The organism is Parasphingopyxis algicola (assembly GCF_013378075.1).
Classification (GTDB): domain Bacteria; phylum Pseudomonadota; class Alphaproteobacteria; order Sphingomonadales; family Sphingomonadaceae; genus Parasphingopyxis; species Parasphingopyxis algicola.
The window spans coordinates 3,120,343-3,137,057 of the sequence record NZ_CP051131.1 but is presented as its reverse complement, the minus strand read 5'-3'; the positions used below and the strand labels follow the sequence as shown (position 1 = coordinate 3,137,057).

Annotated in this window: 15 protein-coding genes; 1 reads left to right on the top strand and 14 read right to left on the bottom strand. The window is 64.8% G+C overall.

Annotation, left to right across the window (positions count from 1 at the left end; genetic code table 11):
- Positions 1-95 precede the first annotated feature (95 nt).
- Positions 96-221, top strand: coding sequence for an entericidin A/B family lipoprotein (locus tag HFP57_RS15565; RefSeq protein ID WP_176870642.1), 126 nt, complete (start codon positions 96-98; stop codon positions 219-221).
- A 25-nt stretch (positions 222-246) separates the two neighbouring features.
- Here the strand turns inward: HFP57_RS15565 and HFP57_RS15560 are convergent, their stop codons facing one another.
- The 14 genes from HFP57_RS15560 to ftsA all read right to left on the bottom strand — a co-directional run bounded on the left by HFP57_RS15560 (position 247) and on the right by ftsA (position 16,700).
- The gene (locus HFP57_RS15560; protein WP_176870641.1) at positions 247-1,950 is read right to left on the bottom strand and encodes a hypothetical protein; all 1,704 of its coding nucleotides are present in this window, start codon (positions 1,948-1,950) and stop codon (positions 247-249) included.
- Complete coding sequence (gene tatC, locus HFP57_RS15555; RefSeq protein WP_176870640.1) at positions 1,947-2,717, bottom strand: twin-arginine translocase subunit TatC; 771 nt, start codon at positions 2,715-2,717, stop codon at positions 1,947-1,949. The genes HFP57_RS15560 and tatC overlap by 4 nt, the downstream gene beginning before the upstream one ends.
- Positions 2,714-3,136 (bottom strand): Sec-independent protein translocase protein TatB, encoded by a 423-nt coding sequence (gene tatB / locus HFP57_RS15550; protein WP_176870639.1) that lies wholly within the window; start codon positions 3,134-3,136, stop codon positions 2,714-2,716. The genes tatC and tatB overlap by 4 nt, the downstream gene beginning before the upstream one ends.
- A 63-nt stretch (positions 3,137-3,199) precedes the next feature.
- A complete protein-coding gene (tatA, locus tag HFP57_RS15545) occupies positions 3,200-3,448 on the bottom strand; it encodes a twin-arginine translocase TatA/TatE family subunit (RefSeq protein WP_176870638.1) in 249 nt (82 codons plus the stop codon).
- A gap of 26 nt (positions 3,449-3,474) precedes the next feature.
- Positions 3,475-4,053, bottom strand: coding sequence for an SMC-Scp complex subunit ScpB (gene scpB, locus HFP57_RS15540; protein WP_176870637.1), 579 nt, complete (start codon positions 4,051-4,053; stop codon positions 3,475-3,477).
- A complete protein-coding gene (locus HFP57_RS15535) occupies positions 4,050-4,820 on the bottom strand; it encodes a segregation and condensation protein A (RefSeq protein WP_176870636.1) in 771 nt (256 codons plus the stop codon). The genes scpB and HFP57_RS15535 overlap by 4 nt, the downstream gene beginning before the upstream one ends.
- On the bottom strand, positions 4,817-5,824 hold the full coding sequence (nagZ, locus tag HFP57_RS15530; protein WP_176870635.1) for a beta-N-acetylhexosaminidase: 1,008 nt from the start codon (positions 5,822-5,824) through the stop codon (positions 4,817-4,819). The genes HFP57_RS15535 and nagZ overlap by 4 nt, the downstream gene beginning before the upstream one ends.
- Before the next feature lie 46 nt (positions 5,825-5,870).
- Positions 5,871-6,638, bottom strand: a complete 768-nt coding sequence (locus HFP57_RS15525; protein WP_176870634.1) for an SPOR domain-containing protein — start codon at positions 6,636-6,638, stop codon at positions 5,871-5,873.
- Complete coding sequence (gene argS, locus HFP57_RS15520) at positions 6,638-8,368, bottom strand: arginine--tRNA ligase (protein ID WP_176870633.1); 1,731 nt, start codon at positions 8,366-8,368, stop codon at positions 6,638-6,640. The genes HFP57_RS15525 and argS overlap by 1 nt, the downstream gene beginning before the upstream one ends.
- A gap of 85 nt (positions 8,369-8,453) precedes the next feature.
- Positions 8,454-10,073 (bottom strand): peroxidase family protein, encoded by a 1,620-nt coding sequence (locus tag HFP57_RS15515; RefSeq protein WP_176870632.1) that lies wholly within the window; start codon positions 10,071-10,073, stop codon positions 8,454-8,456.
- A 113-nt stretch (positions 10,074-10,186) separates the two neighbouring features.
- Positions 10,187-11,350 carry a deoxyguanosinetriphosphate triphosphohydrolase gene (locus HFP57_RS15510; protein ID WP_176870631.1) on the bottom strand — a complete coding sequence of 388 codons (1,164 nt, stop codon included), beginning with the start codon at positions 11,348-11,350 and terminating at the stop codon, positions 10,187-10,189.
- Positions 11,347-13,497: a CHAT domain-containing protein gene (locus tag HFP57_RS15505; RefSeq protein WP_176870630.1), complete on the bottom strand. Its 2,151-nt coding sequence runs from the start codon at positions 13,495-13,497 to the stop codon at positions 11,347-11,349. The genes HFP57_RS15510 and HFP57_RS15505 overlap by 4 nt, the downstream gene beginning before the upstream one ends.
- Positions 13,498-13,647: 150 nt before the next feature.
- The gene (ftsZ, locus tag HFP57_RS15500; protein ID WP_176870629.1) at positions 13,648-15,318 is read right to left on the bottom strand and encodes a cell division protein FtsZ; all 1,671 of its coding nucleotides are present in this window, start codon (positions 15,316-15,318) and stop codon (positions 13,648-13,650) included.
- Positions 15,319-15,440: 122 nt separating this feature from the next.
- Complete coding sequence (gene ftsA / locus HFP57_RS15495; RefSeq protein WP_176870628.1) at positions 15,441-16,700, bottom strand: cell division protein FtsA; 1,260 nt, start codon at positions 16,698-16,700, stop codon at positions 15,441-15,443.
- Between the last annotated feature and the right edge of the window lie 15 nt (positions 16,701-16,715).

The window sequence follows — 16,715 nt, the reverse complement described above, 5'->3', positions numbered from 1 at the left end:
ACCGGATTTCCTACAATGCACTATTGGAATGGAACGGATCGCCCGGCATTGTCCGGTCCCGCGATAGCGCGGTTCCGCCCGAAAGGAGTATGAGTATGTCGAAATTCATCGTGCTGACGCTGTTCGCATCGAGCCTCGCACTGTCCGCCTGCAACACGGTCGCCGGAATTGGCCGGGACGTCCAAAGCGTCGGCGAAACGGTCGAAGAGGTCGCCGAGTAGACGGCCGCACGGCGACGCTCCACCGTCAGACCAGACTGTCGGGCACGTAGAAATGCGGGCGGCCAAATCGCCGCGCCCGCGCACGCTGATAGGGAATGATGAATCCCTTGCGATCGCCGGCATCGGACAGCCGGTTATGGTCGGCAAGGCTGCGCCATTCCGCCAGCCCCGCATCGCCGGCCAGTGCTCCGCCTGAAAGACGGGACCAAAGCTCATCGCGGAACGCCGCAATAGCGCCGTCCGGTTGCCACCACAGAAAACCGAGTTCGGTATCCCAGTTGAAACTGCGGCCGTTGATATTGGCGGAGGATATCAGACAGGCCGCATCATCGGCGATCAGCAGTTTCGCGTGGATATGGATGAGCCCGGACCCGAAAGCGGTGCCGCGACTGTCCGAATAGCGATCCTCCACTGGGTCGGCGGCTTCGTCGCGCGCCATCGTGAACAGACCGACACGCTCGGGCCCGCCAGCCTTGAGAATGCGGGTCAGCGCCTTGGCCTGGAGATACTCGCCATGCCGATGCGCGGGATTATCGCCCTGACCCAGAAAGGCGATCTCTTCAGGAACGTTGGCGATCAGGATGACCACCTCCAGCGCCGGATTGTCGCGCAGCGCAGCGATCACCCAGTGCGCCGCATCCTGCGACCGAAAGAACTGCGCTTCGACATAGAGCCGCTTTCTTGCCGCCCCGATTACCTGTCGGTGCGCCAACTTCAGTTCGCGAATATCGGGCACGGGGCCGAAGGCAAATAGCGAGGCGGAGTGGCGCGATCGCGTCCGCAACAGCTGAACCGTCGCGTCGGCATCATGGCGCGGCGCGGCGGGTACGGGACCGTCGATACGATCCAGCGGGCCGGCTGCGATGTCCGGCGTCTCGTCGCTCGTCCACTGACCGACAATTTCTGCGAACCGCGTCAGTTCGGCGTTCCACAGATCGACGAAGTTCTGGGCTGCATCGCCCGCCGCCGGACCATCGACGATGGCCGAAAGATCGTGCCAGGTCTCATCGGCCGGACGATCATGCTCGGAATCGTCCCAGCGCCGCTCGTCAAGGTCGAGACCGCCGATAAAGGCGGTCTTGCCATCGATGATCGCGCATTTCTGGTGATAGGTCGCCGGCCAGAGCCGCGGTGGCGGGCCGGGCTTCCATCCGGTCGGCCGATCGCCGTTCCATCGCAACCAGCGCCATAGGCCGGGACGTACATTGAAAGCGTCCGCATCTTTTTCCAGCCTGCCGAAAAACCGTTCGACCAGCCGCCGGATCCGCCGGCGCAGCGCCAGGCGCAGCATCTGCCGCCAGAACCAGCCGATTTCCCCCACATGCTGGATGACGATGATTTGAAGCCGCTGCTGATCGGCATCGGAAAGCAGCGCGCGAGCCGCCTGAATCCGGTGGAAGCTGCGCCATGCTCCGGCATGCAGCCGCTCAGCCATCACGGGTTCGAAATCGGCCAGCAACAGGCGCACTTCGACGCCGCGCCGAACGGTATAAAGAATGAGATCGGCCCAGTCCGTCAGCCCCTTTTCCTGCGCTGCGTCCGATCGCAACCTGGTCGACGGATCGAAAATCCGGAAGGCGAGCCACGCTGTCCGGTCGGCGGTCAGCATTCGCTCTTCGAGCCGCGGGTACATTTCCGCGGAATCGATCAACGGTGTGACCCGGCATCCGTCGCGAACCGGAAAGGCCGCCTCATCCCCGGCGCGGAGGAAGAGCGTTTCCCGATTCAAGCCGGTTTTTCCGCCTTGCGCCGCTTCTCCGTGAACCAGATGATCACAAGGGTCAGTTCGAACAGAAGGCAGAGCGGTATGCCGAGCATGAGCTGCGTGACGGGATCGGGGGGCGTGAAGATCGCGGCGATGATAAAGGCGCCCACGATGATGTATTTGCGGGCGCGGACAAGCTGTGCGCGGTCGACAAGCCCGGCGCGATTGAGCAGGAGGATCAGCACCGGAAGCAGGAAGGCGATCCCGAAGATGATGATGAAGCGCATCACCAGCGACAGATAGCTGCCGACGGCCGGCAGCGCTTCCTGGTCAAGCCCGCCGACTTCCCCCTGATAGCCAAGGAAAAACCGGAACGCGACGGGCATGACGACATAATAGGCGAGCGCCGCCCCGAGCGTGAACAATATAGGTGTCGCGAACAGGAACGGGAGGAAGGCGCCCTTCTCATTCTTGTAGAGACCGGGCGCCACAAACGCCCAGATCTGGTTCGCTACCAGCGGGAACGCGATCACGAAGGCGCCAAACATCGCGACCTTTATCTCCACGAAGAAGGCCTCGTAGAGCTGCGTATAGATCAGGCGTCCCTCACCTTCGGGGAAAGCCGCCGTAAGCGGCTGGACGAGAAATTCGAATATCTCTGTCGCGAAATAGAAACAGATTCCGAACGCGATCGCGAGACCGAGCATGCACCAGAGCAGCCGGTTCCTGAGCTCGATCAGATGATCGAGCAGCGGCGCGCTGCTTTCGTCGATTTCGGCTTCGTCGCTCATGGTTTTTCATCCCGCGCCTTCGGGTCGGGATCGTCGGGCAGGAGCGGCAATTGCGTTTCGGAAGACGCGTCGGTCCGCGACTGGTCGTCCGGACCCGGAGCCGGACTCTCTTCAAGCGGCCGCATCGCGACATCCTCGGCCGCCTGGGGCTTCTCAGGCTTCTCGGGTTTTTCTATCTTTTCCGACGGATGATCGCGCATGATCTGGGCGTTCTTCTCGGCCCAGGCCTTCTCCTGTTCCTCGATTTCGGCTTCCCGGATCATCGCGTCGATCCCGACCCTGAAATGGCCGGTCATCGCCCGCAGCTGGCCGAGCCAGCGGCCCGCGGTGCGCATCGCGATCGGCAAATCCTTCGGTCCGATGATGACGAGCGCCACCATACCGACGAGCAACAGCTCTATTGCACCAATATCGAACATAGGCGCCGATCTACCTCAATGCCTGAGCAGCACGCCCGACCCGCAAGGCCGGGCGCGAAAAGCCTAGCTGGCGCTGTCTTCGCGCTTGGCTTCGACAGTCGTTTCCGCCGGCGGCGGCGCAGGCTGGGGCGCAATGCGCGGCGGCTCGGACGAAGCGGCCGACTGGCCTTCGTCCTCGTCTTCGCGCAAGCCTTTCTTGAAGCTGGTGATGCCCTTGGCGAGATCACCCATCATGTCGGAAATCCGCCCGCGCCCGAAAAACAGGACTATGAGCAGCACTACAATAACAATTTGCCACGGACCTAAAGCCATGAATTTTCTCCTTATCCGCGGCCTAGTTAGTCATCCTGTTCGGCGGATTCCAGTTCGAGCTCTTCGAGCGCGGCATCCACAGGATCGAGCAGCCCGGCAGCTTTGAGATCATCAAGACCGGGTAGGTCGCGCCGATTCTCTAACCCGAAATGCTGGAGAAATACAGGGGTTGTTGCGTATATTAACGGTCTTCCCGGCGTTTCCCGCCGACCCGCCGGACGTACCCAGCCCGCTTCCATCAGCACGTCGAGCGTGCCTTTGGAAATCTGGACGCCGCGAATGGACTCGATCTCGGCCCGGCTGGCGGGCTCATGATAGGCGATGATCGCCAGCGTTTCGGTCGCCGCACGGCTCAGCTTGCGCGGTTCCTCCCGCTCCCGGCGCAGGACGTGCGCGAGATCCGGCGCGGTTTCGAAATGCCAGCGCTTGCCGCGCTCGACCAGGTTTATGCCGCGCCCCGCATAATGGGCCTGCAATTCCTCGAGCGCCGCACGGACATCGACATCCTCGCCCACGGCCTGCGACAGATCGTTGAGCGTCAACGGGTCCTCTGCAGCGAAGAGCGCCGCCTCGATCGCCCGGACATCGTCGCTGATTTCGGTCATTTGCCTTGTCTCACCATCAGATCGGAGAAATGTTCGTCCTGTTGAATCTCGGCCTTGCCCTGACGGGCAAGCTCCAGCGCGGCGACGAAGCTCGATGCCAGCGCCGATTTGCGATAGCCGTCATCGGCGCTGTCCGGGAGGAAACTCTCCAGGGTCGCCCAGTCGACCGATTGGCCGACCAGCCGTTCGAGCCGCTCCAGCGCCGCTTCGAGCGTCATCACCGGGCGGTGGGCGACGATATGGACCGCAGGCTCGGTGCGCGCGCGCAGCTGGCCGTAGGCGGCGATCAGGTCGTAAAGCTCGGCCTGCCAGCGGCTCTTGCGGATCACGCGAATGCCTTCGGGCGCGCCGCGCAGAAACACGTCCCGCCCGACGCGATTGCGCGCCATCAGCCGCGCGCCCGCCTCGCGCATCGCGTTGAGCCGTTGCAGCCGAAGCTGGAGGCGCAGAGCCAGTTCCTCGGGGCTCGGATCCTCCTGCTCCTCCTTGGGAAGCAAGAGACAGGATTTGAGATAGGCCAGCCAGGCCGCCATCACGAGATAATCGGCGGCGATTTCGAGTTTCAGCGCCTTGGCGTCGTTGATAAAGGCCAGATATTGCTCGACCAGTTCGAGGATCGAGATTTCCCGGAGATCGACCTTCTGCGTCCGCGCAAGACTGAGCAGCAGGTCGAGCGGCCCTTCCCAGCCGTCGAGATCGAGCGTCAGCCGTTCGGCTTCCGCGACCTCCGGCGCCTCGTCGAAAATATCCTCGCCCGCCTCGCTCACGCCAGCGCCAACAGTCTGTCGCGCTTGTCGATCAGCGCATCGAGCGCGTCGGCGGTCTCGGCAGGGCGAACCGCTTCCATGGCGCGATCAAGGCGCTCGCGTGAAACCGCCGAGATGTCATCGAGCCGTTCGACCGTCCGTTTCATCTCGTCCATCCGCGCCCAGCAGTTGAGCCCGATATCGCAACCCGCCTCGACCACCGCGACGGCGCGGTCGGCGGGATCTCCCTCAAGCGCCTGCATGTCGAGGTCGTCGGAAAACAGCAGCCCGTCGAACCCGATTTCGCCGCGGATGATCGTGTCGATCACAATCGGCGACAGAGTCGCGCAACGATCCGGGTCCCACGCCTCGAACACGATATGGGCGGTCATCGCCATCGGCGCGTCGGCGAGTTTCCTGAACGGCGCGACATCGCTGGCCAGTTCCTCGGCCGAGGCGGTCACGCGCGGCAATGCCTTGTGCGTATCGACCATCGCTCGGCCATGCCCGGGAATATGCTTGACGACGCCGGCCACTCCGGCTTCGGCCAGACCGTCCAGCACCGCCCGGCCAAGCGCGGCCACCCGCATCGGCTCGAACCCGAGCGCACGATCGCCGATCACGTCATGCGCGCCGGGCTGACGGACATCGAGCAGCGGCAGGCAGTCCACCGTGATTCCGCATTCGGCGAGCGTCAGGCCGATCGCGTGCGCATTGCTGCGCGCCGCCTCGATCGCCGAAATCGGCGCCTTGTCGTATAGCGCATCGAATTTCGCCCAGGGCGGGAATTCCGGCCAGACCGGCGGCTTCATCCGCACGACGCGCCCGCCTTCCTGATCGATCAGGATCGGCACATTGTCGCGGCCGGATATCTCCCGAAGCTCGTCGGTCAGCGCCCGCAACTGGTCGCGATCCGCCACATTGCGCGCGAACAGGATATAGCCGGCCGGGTCGCTGTCGCGGAACAGCGCCCGCTCTTCGTCATTCAGCGTTTCCGCGGCAATGCCAAAGACGACGGGCTTCATCGCGCTCTCTTCGTAGACATCTCGTTTACGGCCGACCGGTCCTAAATCAGTTGACCACCACGCTGCACGCTTGCCCGGCATTGCGCAAGCGGGTGCAGAGCGACCGGGCGGTGTCCCGGGAGCTGGTGGCGGCTCGAAGGCGGTACAGCGTCCGCCCGCCGGCCCGGACCGGGGTCACCGAATGCTGTAAAGAATTCAACGCGTTGTTCTGCCGGCTGATCTGCGTCCAGGCCCGGTTGGCGGCCGCCTCGCTGGAAAATGCGCCGAGCTGGATAAGTCGGCCACTGGCCGCCGTCGCGCCACTCGACGAGGCGGCGGCATTACCGCCAGCGGTTCGCGGGGCGGACTCGGCTAGGCTGCGGTTGCTCGCCGGAATCCGCGCGCTGGCAGCTCCCCTCGGCCGGCCGCTGGCATCGTTGCCCGAATTTTCGCCTGAGGTCGCCGCGACCCGGCGCCCGGAGACGGGTTCCTCAGGCGTCGCGCTGCGATCGATCCGGCCCTCGGGGCTGCCGCCCTCGCTCGCCGCAAACGCGGCATCGCCCTCGCCTTCGACCTCCATGCCGCCAGCCTCGCTGGGCCGCACGCGATAATCCTCTTCCGGCGCGGCGATCAGCTCCGCGCCGTCAGGTGCGGCGGGCCCACGATCGCGCAACCAGAAGATACCGCCGACGACAAGCGCGATCGCGACGAGCACAACGAGCACACCGCCGATCAGCTTCAAAAGGCTGACGCCCTCATCCTCATCTTCCTCGACCGCCTCGAGCCATGGCAAACGCTCTTCCTCGGGCGTGTCCGACACGTCCTCGTTACTCATCACTCCATCTCCTCGACGGCCTCCACACCCATGATCGCCAGGCCATTGCGGATAATTTGCCCGATTCCGGCCGCCAAGGCCAGCCGGGCCAAGGTCCGTTCCGGGTCGTTAACTATCAATAGCCGCTTTTCCGGATGATCATTACCACGATTCCACAAGGCATGGAATTCTGCTGAAAGATCAAAAAGATAGAAGGCGATCCGATGGGGTTCATAAGCCGCCGCCGCTGCCTCGACGATCCGCGGGAATTGCGCGGCACGCTTGACCAGCGCCAGTTCCTCGCCGTCGAGCAGACCGAGATCCGCCTCGCCGTCCAGGGCGATCCCTTCGGCCTCGGCCTTGCGATGCACCGAGCGGATGCGCGCATGCGCATATTGGACGTAGAAGACCGGATTGTCTTTCGACGCTTCGACGACCTTCGCGAAATCGAAGTCCATCTGCGCATCGGCCTTGCGCGTCAGCATGGTGAAGCGAACCACATCCTTGCCCACTTCGTCCACGACATCGGCGAGCGTGATGAAGCTACCAGACCGTTTCGACATTTTGGCCGGTTCGCCGTCCCGCAACAGCCGGACCATCTGGACGAGCTTGACGTCGAATTCGGTCTCGCCTCCGGTCAGTGCCGCGACCGCCGCCTTGATCCGTTTGACCGTGCCGGCATGGTCGGCACCCCATATGTCGATCAGGATGTCGGCCGACTGGCTCTTCTGGTAATGATAGGCGAGGTCGTTGCCGAAATAGGTCCATGACCCGTCCGACTTGCGGATCGGCCGATCCTGATCGTCGCCGAATTCGGTCGATTTGAAGAGCGGCAGCTCGACCGGCTCCCAGTCCTCCGGCGTCTTTCCCTTGGGCTTTTCGAGCTCTCCGTCATAGACGAGACCGCGTCCGCGCAGTTCGGCCTCGGCTGCCTGCGGCTTGCCTGCCGCCAGCACATCGGCTTCCGATGCGAAGATGTCGTGCCGGATACCGAGCAGCGCGAGATCCGCGCGGATCAGGTGCAACATCGCGGCCACCGCGCGCTCGCGAAATATCTGCAGCCACTCGGTCTCTTCAGCCTGTGCGTAGCGATCGCCGAATTCCTCGGCGAGGGCTTGCGCAACGGGTTTCAGATAGTCGCCCGGATACAGGCCATCGGGAATTTCCCCGACATCCTCGCCCAGCGCCTCGCGATACCGGATATGCGCGGAGCGCGCGAGAATATCGACTTGCCCGCCGGCATCGTTGACATAATATTCGCGAATGACGGAATAGCCCGCATATTCGAGCAGGTTGGCAAGCGCGTCACCGACGACCGCGCCCCGGCAATGGCCCATATGGAGCGGCCCGGTCGGGTTGGCCGAGACATATTCGACATTGGCGGCCCTGCCCGCACCCATGGCCGATTTGCCATAATTTGCACCCTCGACGGCAATCGTTTTCAACTCGTCGCGCCAGGCCTGCTCGTCGAGGCGGATATTGATGAAGCCGGGGCCGGCGATCTCGGCCGCTGAAACGCCGTCGAGCCGGGCGAGCTTCGGAGCGATCAGCGCCGCGAGCTCGCGCGGATTCTTGCCCGCGGACTTGGCGAGCACCATCGCGGCATTGGTCGCCAGATCGCCGTGCGAGGGATCGCGCGGCGGCTCGACGGCCACATTCTTGCGGTCGAGCTCCGCGGGAATATCCCCCGCCTCGGCCAGACGATCGAGAATGGCGCCGATATGGTCGGCGAACTGGGTGTAAATGGTCACTGGTTTCCCGTTCTTGTGCGAGCCGGGCGATTAGACGATCAGGAGCCGGTGGGCAATTCCGCTGCTGGAAGGCCGCCCGACATCTTTATTCGCGCCGCCACTCGGGCCGCGTCATGCCGACGAACCGGTCGCCGAGCCCCGTCGCGTTGCGCGCCAGGATATCGCGCAGATTCTCGGTCTCGGCGATGATCGCGATGCCCCGCTCGGTGAACGTCTGACGCTGGTTTTTCGCGTCACCCCAGACATGTTCGGAGAGCAGCGGATTGGTCAGCGCCTGAGAGAAGGCATCCATCGCCACCATCGCGGTCAGCAGGTCCGGCAAGGGCCCGTTGGGCTCGCGCGGCTCGGCGAAGAGCCCCGTATAGAATTCGAGCCGGTCGACCGACCCGTAAAGCCGTTCCAGTTCGCCGGCCAACGCATCGCGCCGCGCCTGTTCGGCCGGATCCTTCGACCTGCCGACCAGCTTGGCGAAGCTTTCCGGCACGTCCTTGCCCATCTCCCTGCGATAGGCGGCATAGCCCTGCACCGCATTGATCTGTGACTGGCGCAGCGCGTCCATCTCCGCCTTGCGCATGAAATCGGCGGCATTGCCGAGCCCGAGCTCGGTCGCCGGATTGGCGGAGATGTCGGCAAAGGCGCCGGCGAGTCCGCCATCGAGCAGCACCCTGTTGTTGAGCAGCAGCAGATTGCCGTCGATATCCTGCTCCGCCCAGCGCGTTTTCTGCGGAACCAGCGAATGCCAGCGGTAGAGCAGGGTGAACTCGATCGTCATCCAGTTTTCGCGGTTCCAGTCGGCCGTCCAGGCGACGTTCGGCAAAGCGCGCAGTTTGAACTTCGCGGTGCTGATATGGTTGATATATTCCTCGACCACGAGCTTGATGAACATCACGATCAGGATGTTGCGCACCGTTTCGAATACCCGGTCATCGTCCCATTCGGGATGATCGCCTTCGATCAGGGCCGCGACCCGGTTATGTTCGCGCAGGAACAGGACGTTCATCATCGCGGTCTGGGGCGCTGCATTGACCCGGTCCCCGCCGACCGCGAACAGCGTTTCGCGCATCTCGGGCGTCGTATGGCTGATCCCCAGGGGCGTATCGAGGATCGGCTGACCGGTTTCTGGATCGAGGAATTGCGGATCGATCTGCTCGCCGCCCGGCTGATAGAGCCTCAGCGGCCATTCCTCGCCGTCGATCCCCTCCGATTTGAGGCGCCCCTTGCGTCCGGAATCGCCGGACAGAAGCCGGAGCGCCCGGGTCTGCCATTCGGTGCGGCCGTAGAGCGTGCTGAGATCGATTTCATGGTTGGAGGTCGTGCGTGTCCGGTCTTCCTCCGCATCGACATTGGACAGCTTTGTGCGGAGGAAACCGTCGGTGAGATATTGGGCAAAAGCCGGGAACAGGCAGGTGGATTTGGGGCAGAGCTGCTGGCCGTTCGGGCCGGCGAGGAACAGCTCGACCACCTCCTCGGGCGGCGGCAAGGCCGGCGGCGTCACGCTCGGCCAGCGCGTGCTCGGCAACAGCCGACCGAAATAGCTGCGATCCTTGAGGCCTGGCCAGGTAATATAGTCGGAGCGCGTGCTCCAAGCATGTGGCCGGTTTCTCCCCCGCTCGACAAGCCGGTTGATCAGGAACGCGTTGGTCTTTTTCTTGCCGAGGACGGCGGACAACAGCCCGATCCCGACATCTTCGAGGAAACTCCCCATGTTTCTCTCCCTCTTCCCGAATGACGTTCGCGATCGACGCGCCGTTAACCGCGCTTTGAAGAAAACTATCATCTTTTGAGGGAGAAACGTAGCCGGACCTGATCCGTCCGGGATCAAAAACCCTCGGGCAGTTCCAGCGGGCCGACCACTTCGCGATAACAACGGATCGCAAAACCGTCCGTCATGCCTGCGATGAAATCGGCGATATGGCGCGCCCGGTGCGGCTCCTCGTCGGGCAAGCGGTTCCGCCAGTTCTCCGGCAGCAGCGCAGGATCGGCATGATAGGCCGCATAGAGCCCTTCCACGACCGCCCGGACCGCATCGGCGACCTCCTCCTGTTTCGGATGTTCGTACATATTGGCGTAGAGAAAGCGTTTCAGGGTGCGTTCATGTTCGGCCATCGCGGGCGAGAAGGCGGCAAGTTGGCGGCCGGCGGCGCGAACATCGTCGGCGCTGGCCACCGCAGCATCGGCGACGCGCGCTCGGGTTTCCGCAATCAGATCGTTGACCATCAGCCCGATCTGTTCGCGGATCAATTCGGACGCGAGCTGTGCGGGACCGGCATCCGGAAAGCGGTGCGCGGCGCGTTCCCAGATCTCGGCTATCTCGGGGATTGCGAACAGCGTCCCGCGATCGAACAGTCCAGCGCGCAGCCCGTCGTCAATATCGTGATTGTCATAGGCGATATCGTCGGCGAGCGTCGCCACCTGCGCTTCGAGGCTCGCAAAACTGTCGAGATCGAGTTCATGTTCGGCATCGACATCGGCCAGCGCCCAGGACGGGTCGTCGATCGGACCGTTATGTTTCGCCAGCCCCTCCAGCGTTTCCCAGCTCAGGTTCAAGCCCGCGAACCGCGGATAGCGATGTTCGAGCCGGGTCAGCATGCGCAGCGTCTGCGCATTGTGATCAAAGCCGCCGGAACCGGCGAGCGCCACCTGCAACGCGTCCTCGCCCGCATGGCCGAATGGCGGATGGCCGATATCATGGGCAAGGCACAACGCCTCGGTCAGATCCTCGTTCAGCCCGAGCGCGCGGGCGATCGTCCGGCCGATCTGCGCGACTTCGAGGCTGTGGGTCAGGCGGACGCGGAAATGATCTCCGTCCGGCGCGACGAACACCTGCGTCTTGCCGCGCAGCCGGCGGAAGGCGACCGAATGGATGATCCGGTCGCGGTCGCGTTGAAACGCGTCGCGGGGTCCGCGCATTTCGTCGCGCCCCTCGTCGTGCAAGCGGCCCCGCGACTGCGCCGGATTGGAAGCAAAGAGAGCGAGGGTCATCGCGGGTTGAGGCGGGTGACCTCCTGCCCCTCCGCGCTACGGATAGTATGGCCGTCGATCTCGCCTTCCGCCTCGATCGCATCGAGAAAGGCCTGGGCCTCGACGCGGCTGTCGAACGGGCCGACCAGCAGCCTGTTCGTCGCATTCCAGGGTGTAAACCAGCCGGTCTGGCCTTCGAACGCCTCCGGCGCGCGGCGCGAGAATTGCCGATAGGTGAAGCGCAGGGCCGATTGTTCGCGGCCGATCGCGACCTGGGCCCATGTCCGCGCGGGATGCGCGGGCGCGGCTTCGGGCTCGGGTGCAGCCGTCGTCGATCCGCCCGCCATCGCCGCTTCGGTCGGCTGGGGCGCGCGCCCTTCCCGGTACAGCCGGATGACGGACTGGCCTTCGGGGCTGCGCCAGCGCAGCGCCTCGACGCCCGCTTCGGACAGTGTGTTGATAAAGGCCTGGGCTTCGGCGCCGCTGTCAAAGGGACCAACGAGCAACCGGTTGCTCTGGCCGAGCGGCGTGTACCAGCCCTCGCGGCCGGCAAAAACCGCGTTGACCCGCGCATAGCGCCGATAGGTGAACCGCAACCCGTCCTGCGTCGGGCCGGTTGCCAGTTGCACCCAGTTGCGCGCCGGCTCGGCCGGTTCCGCTGCGTCCGGCTCCGCGGCCTGCTCACCGGCCGCTGCCAGCGGTGGCGGTGGCGGTGGCGGTGGCGGTGGCGGTGGCGGTGGCGGTGGCGGTGGCGGTGGCGGTGCAGGCGTGATCGCCGCGAGCGCCGCCGGCAAGAGCGATTCCGGGGACGGCCCCTGGGCACGCGCTTCCTCCGTAGCGCGCTCGCGTTCGGCCCGCGAGCGCAGATCGGCTTCGAGGTCGGCCAGCGAGAAGCGGGTTTCGATAACCGATACGCCCTCCTCCGCCCCCGCTGGTGCCGCTTCAGCCTCAGCCTGCGCATTTCCGGAGTCCGTCTCGGCCGCCGCAGGGAGCGACGCGAAACCGGGCTGCGGCGCATCCGGCGCCGGATCGATCGCCGGAGCCGTCTCGACCGCAGCAGCGGGAGGTGGCGGAGGCGGGGGCGGTGGTGGTGGAGGCGATGGCGGGGGTGCGGGCGGTGCCGTCTCGGCCTGCGCCATTTGCACGGTTTCGCTGCGGCCCGGACGGCGGCGGCTCTGGCCTTCCCGTGCGGCAACGCGCCGGGCGATCGCTTCACGGCGTTCGCGCCGGCGTTGCTCCCGCTGGGTTTCCCTCCGAATCTCGGCCTCTGTACGGGAACCGAGCGCCGCGCCCTGCGGCACCAGCCCCGCACCCGGCGTGCCGGCCGCGGCGAGCTCCGGAAAATCGCTCAGCGCGTAGCGCGGCCCGTCGCCGCTCGCCGGGAAGGTTCCGAAATGCACGGCCTGCGCCTTGCCGGCATCGCTAAGTCCGGAAAGGCGCCCAAGATAGGGTGTCAGGATCTCGAGTTCGCGGCGAGGCAGTGCGATCGCCGCTGCCTCGACCGCGTCGCGAACATCGCCCGTCAGCCCGATGACGAAGGCTCGTGTTCTCCACGCCGTCATATCCTGGGCGCGGAGCAGCGGATCGAGGACCTGGAGCGCGCCCGCCTGATCGCCGGAGATTGCGAGGCTGATCGCCAATCGCTTCAACAGCGCCGGCGTCGAACGCCGGTCGATGGCGAGCCGATAATCGGCCTGGGCCAATGCCGGCTGGCCGAGCAGGTCGTAGGCAAAACCGCGATCGGCGGCGTACTCGATGAGCGGCACATCCAGCCGCTCCGCCTCGCGAAACTGCTGCATCGCCTCGAGCGGACGTTCGAGACGGACGAGCGCACCACCGAGCCCCGCCTTGACCCGGCCGTTTCGCGGACTGAGTTCGTTCGCGCGGACGAAAAAGCCGAGCGCCGCATCGGCATCGTCGAGCTGAAGCGCCGAGCGCCCGGCACCGATCAACGCTTCCACATTGTTCGGATTGTCGGCCAGCATCGTGAGGAAGCGGCTGAGATCGCCGGCCGTTGCCTGGGCTTGCCGGCTGCGGTCCATGAAGGGAAAGGCATCGCTGCGCTGCGCCGCGGCGGGCATCGCAACGCCCGCCAACAGGACGCCGAACAGGAAGCGGCGGGCGGAGCGGCCTAGCGCCGGACTATAAACAAGTGTGGGACGGGGCATTACCGGTCGATCATAGACGGCCCGTTTTCTGAACGCACGGCAAACCGTACCCGCGCAATCGACAAAATGTGCCTTCCAGTCGGCAAACATGAAGATGCCGGCGTCTCCACCCCTCTTTACGGGATCGAGGACGCCGGCACGATCGCTTTGCTACTGGTTGTTCTGGCGGTTCAGGAAGTGCGGAATGTCGAGCGAATCGCGATCGCCGCCCGATGCCGCCTTTTTCTCTTCGCCTTCGACCTTTGCCGCGCCACGGGCGATGTTCGACATCCGCTCGAACAGCGTCCCGCCCGAACGCGCAGGCTTGGCGGCAGGCGCCGCATCGACCTTGTCGTCCTCGGCAATCCACTTGTTCGTCGGCGAGGCCGGCGTTTCCTCCGGCGTATCGTCCGCCGAAACGATATTGCCAGCGTCGAGCAGCAACTCGTCTTCACCGGCATCCGCCTTCGTTCCGGCCGGACGGGCATCGGCCGACATCTGACGCGACTCTCCGTCGGCAGCCCGCACCGTGAAAGTCGGGCTCGATCGCGGCGCCCGGCGTTCGGTCACCGTGGGTATCGGTGCCGTATCGTCGAAGATCCGCGTGACCGGCTCGCTGGCAGCCGGCGCCTCGGGTTCGGCAGCCGGCTCTTCGGCGGCTGTGTCGGTTTCCGCTTCCGCCGCAATCTCCTCGATTTCCGGCTCGGCCGGTTCCGCCGTCGCCGGCGCTTCCGGCTCGTCCTTGGCCAGCGGCGTCATTTCCTCGACCGTCTCCTCGGCCTCGGCTGCGGTTTCCGCTTCAGCTTCTTCGGCCTTGTCGCGTGCCGAGGGGAAGCTGAAGACCTTGGCCGGCATCGGCTTCGCTTCGCCAGCGGCTTCGGCATCGATGCCCGTCGCGACGACCGAGACGCGCAATTTGCCTTCGAGATCGTCGTTGAATGCCGAACCCCAGATGATATTGGCGTCCGGATCGACCAGCTCCTTGATATGGTTGGCCGCTTCGTCGACCTCCATGAGGCGCATATCCTCGCCACCCGTAATCGAGATGATGACCCCCTTGGCGCCCTGCATCGACACGCCGTCGAGCAGCGGGTTGGCGATCGCCTTCTCGGCTGCTTCGCGGGCGCGATTGTCGCCCTCGGCCTCGCCCGTACCCATCATCGCCTTGCCCATTTCCTCCATGACGGAGCGAACATCGGCAAAGTCGAGATTGATCAGGCCGGGCATGACCATCAGATCGGTGATCCCGCGCACGCCCTGCTGGAGCACTTCGTCGGCCATCCGGAACGCGTCCTTGAAGGTCGTGTCGGGGTTGGCGATGAGGAACAGGTTCTGATTGGGAATGACGATCAGCGTATCGACATGCTTCTGCAGCTCTTCGATGCCCGAGTCCGCCGATTTGGCGCGCCGCGAGCCTTCGAAGCTGAACGGCTTGGTCACGACACCGACGGTCAGGACGCCCTTCTTGCGGGCCGCTTCGGCGATCACCGGAGCGGCGCCCGTGCCCGTTCCGCCGCCCATGCCGGCAGCGATGAAGCACATGTGCGAACCGTCCAGCGCGTCGTCGATCGAGGCGAGGGTTTCCTCGGCGGCGGCGCGGCCGATCTCGGGACGCGAACCCGCGCCCAGGCCTTCGGTGATCTTAGGGCCGAGCTGGATCCGGGTGTCGGCATCGCTGTGGTTGAGCGCCTGGGCGTCGGTATTGGCGACGATGAAATCGACGCCCTGGACCTCGGCGGCTATCATGTTGGCAATCGCGTTACCGCCCGCGCCGCCGACGCCGATTACGGTGATCTTGGGCCGCAATTCGCTCACTTCGGTACGGGTGAATTCGATGCTCATGACGTGGTCTCCCCCTTGCAATTTTGCATCCTGATCAAAACGTTAACCAATACTACAACACAATGACTCGGCGATGCCAGCGAAAAAGTGCCGCGACTCGTGGATAAACCTCACTTTATCGCTCAATATTCACTCTTGAACGCAGCCATGAATCGGCTCCACAGCCCGCCCTTCGCCGTACGGTGCACAAGCTGTTCCTGATCCTGCATGACCCGCAGGTCCGCCGGCCCTTCCGCGGCGAAGCGGGCGAGCCCGGCGAGCGTCGCGAAAGCCGGTCCCGAATGCGCTTCGGGCAGGCCCGCCAGCGCGATCGGACGGCCCGTCCGGACCGTCCGGCCCAGCGCGCCTTGCGCAAAATCTGCGATGCCCTTGAGCTCCGCGCCGCCGCCAGTCAGCACGACCTGCCGACCCACCGGACCGCTGAATCCCATATCATCGAGCGCCTGCCCGACCTGCGCCATCAGATCCTCGAGCCGTTCGCGAACGACGGAGATGAGCTGCGCGCGCGTGATTCGCGGCGCGTCGCCGCTCTCGTCTTCGGAGGCGCCGGTGATATCGATCATGTCGTGATTGTCGCGCGGGCTCGTCGTCGCCGAACCGTGAAAACATTTGATCCGTTCGGCCTGCGCCCGGCGCATCGCGAACTGGGTGGCGACCGCGTCGGTGATATCGGCCGCGCCGATCGGGATCGAGGTGAGGCCGACCAGCATGCCGCCGGCGAACAGCGAAACATTGGTGACGCCCGCGCCGAGTTCGACGAGCGCGACGCCGAGCTCGCGCTCCTCATCGCTCAGACAGGCATAGCCGGTGGCGACCGGGGAGGCGACGATACCCTCGACGCCGAGATAGGCGCTGCGCACGCAATGATCGAGATTGCGCATCGGAGACCGTTCGGTGAGCACGGCGTGGATATCGACGCCGAGCTGGTCGGCGTGCAGCCCGAGTGGATTTTTCACGCCTTCCAGGCCGTCCAGCGTGTAGAGCGTGGGATGGGCGTGGAGGATTTCCATATCCTCGGGATCGATCGCGTTGAGCCCGGCGATGTGGAGATCGCGGATATGCGCATCCTCGATCCGGTAGCCACCCAGATCGGCCTCGATCGTCGTCACCTTGCTGACCAGTCCGCCCGCCGAAAAGCCGACCCAGGCACTGTCGATATTGATCCCGGCAATGCGCTCGGCCTGCTCGACCGCGGCGCGGATCGCCGCCTCGGTCTGCTCCATGTCGGCGATATAACCGCGGCGGATGCCCTTGCTTTCGCGTTGCCCGGTGCCGAGCACCTGCAAATCGCTGCCCTCGGGGTTGCGCACGATCATCGCGCAGATCTTCGAGGATCCGATATCGAGAACGGTGATCAGATTGTCGGTGCGTCCCTGTGCCATAATCCCCTTCCCTTC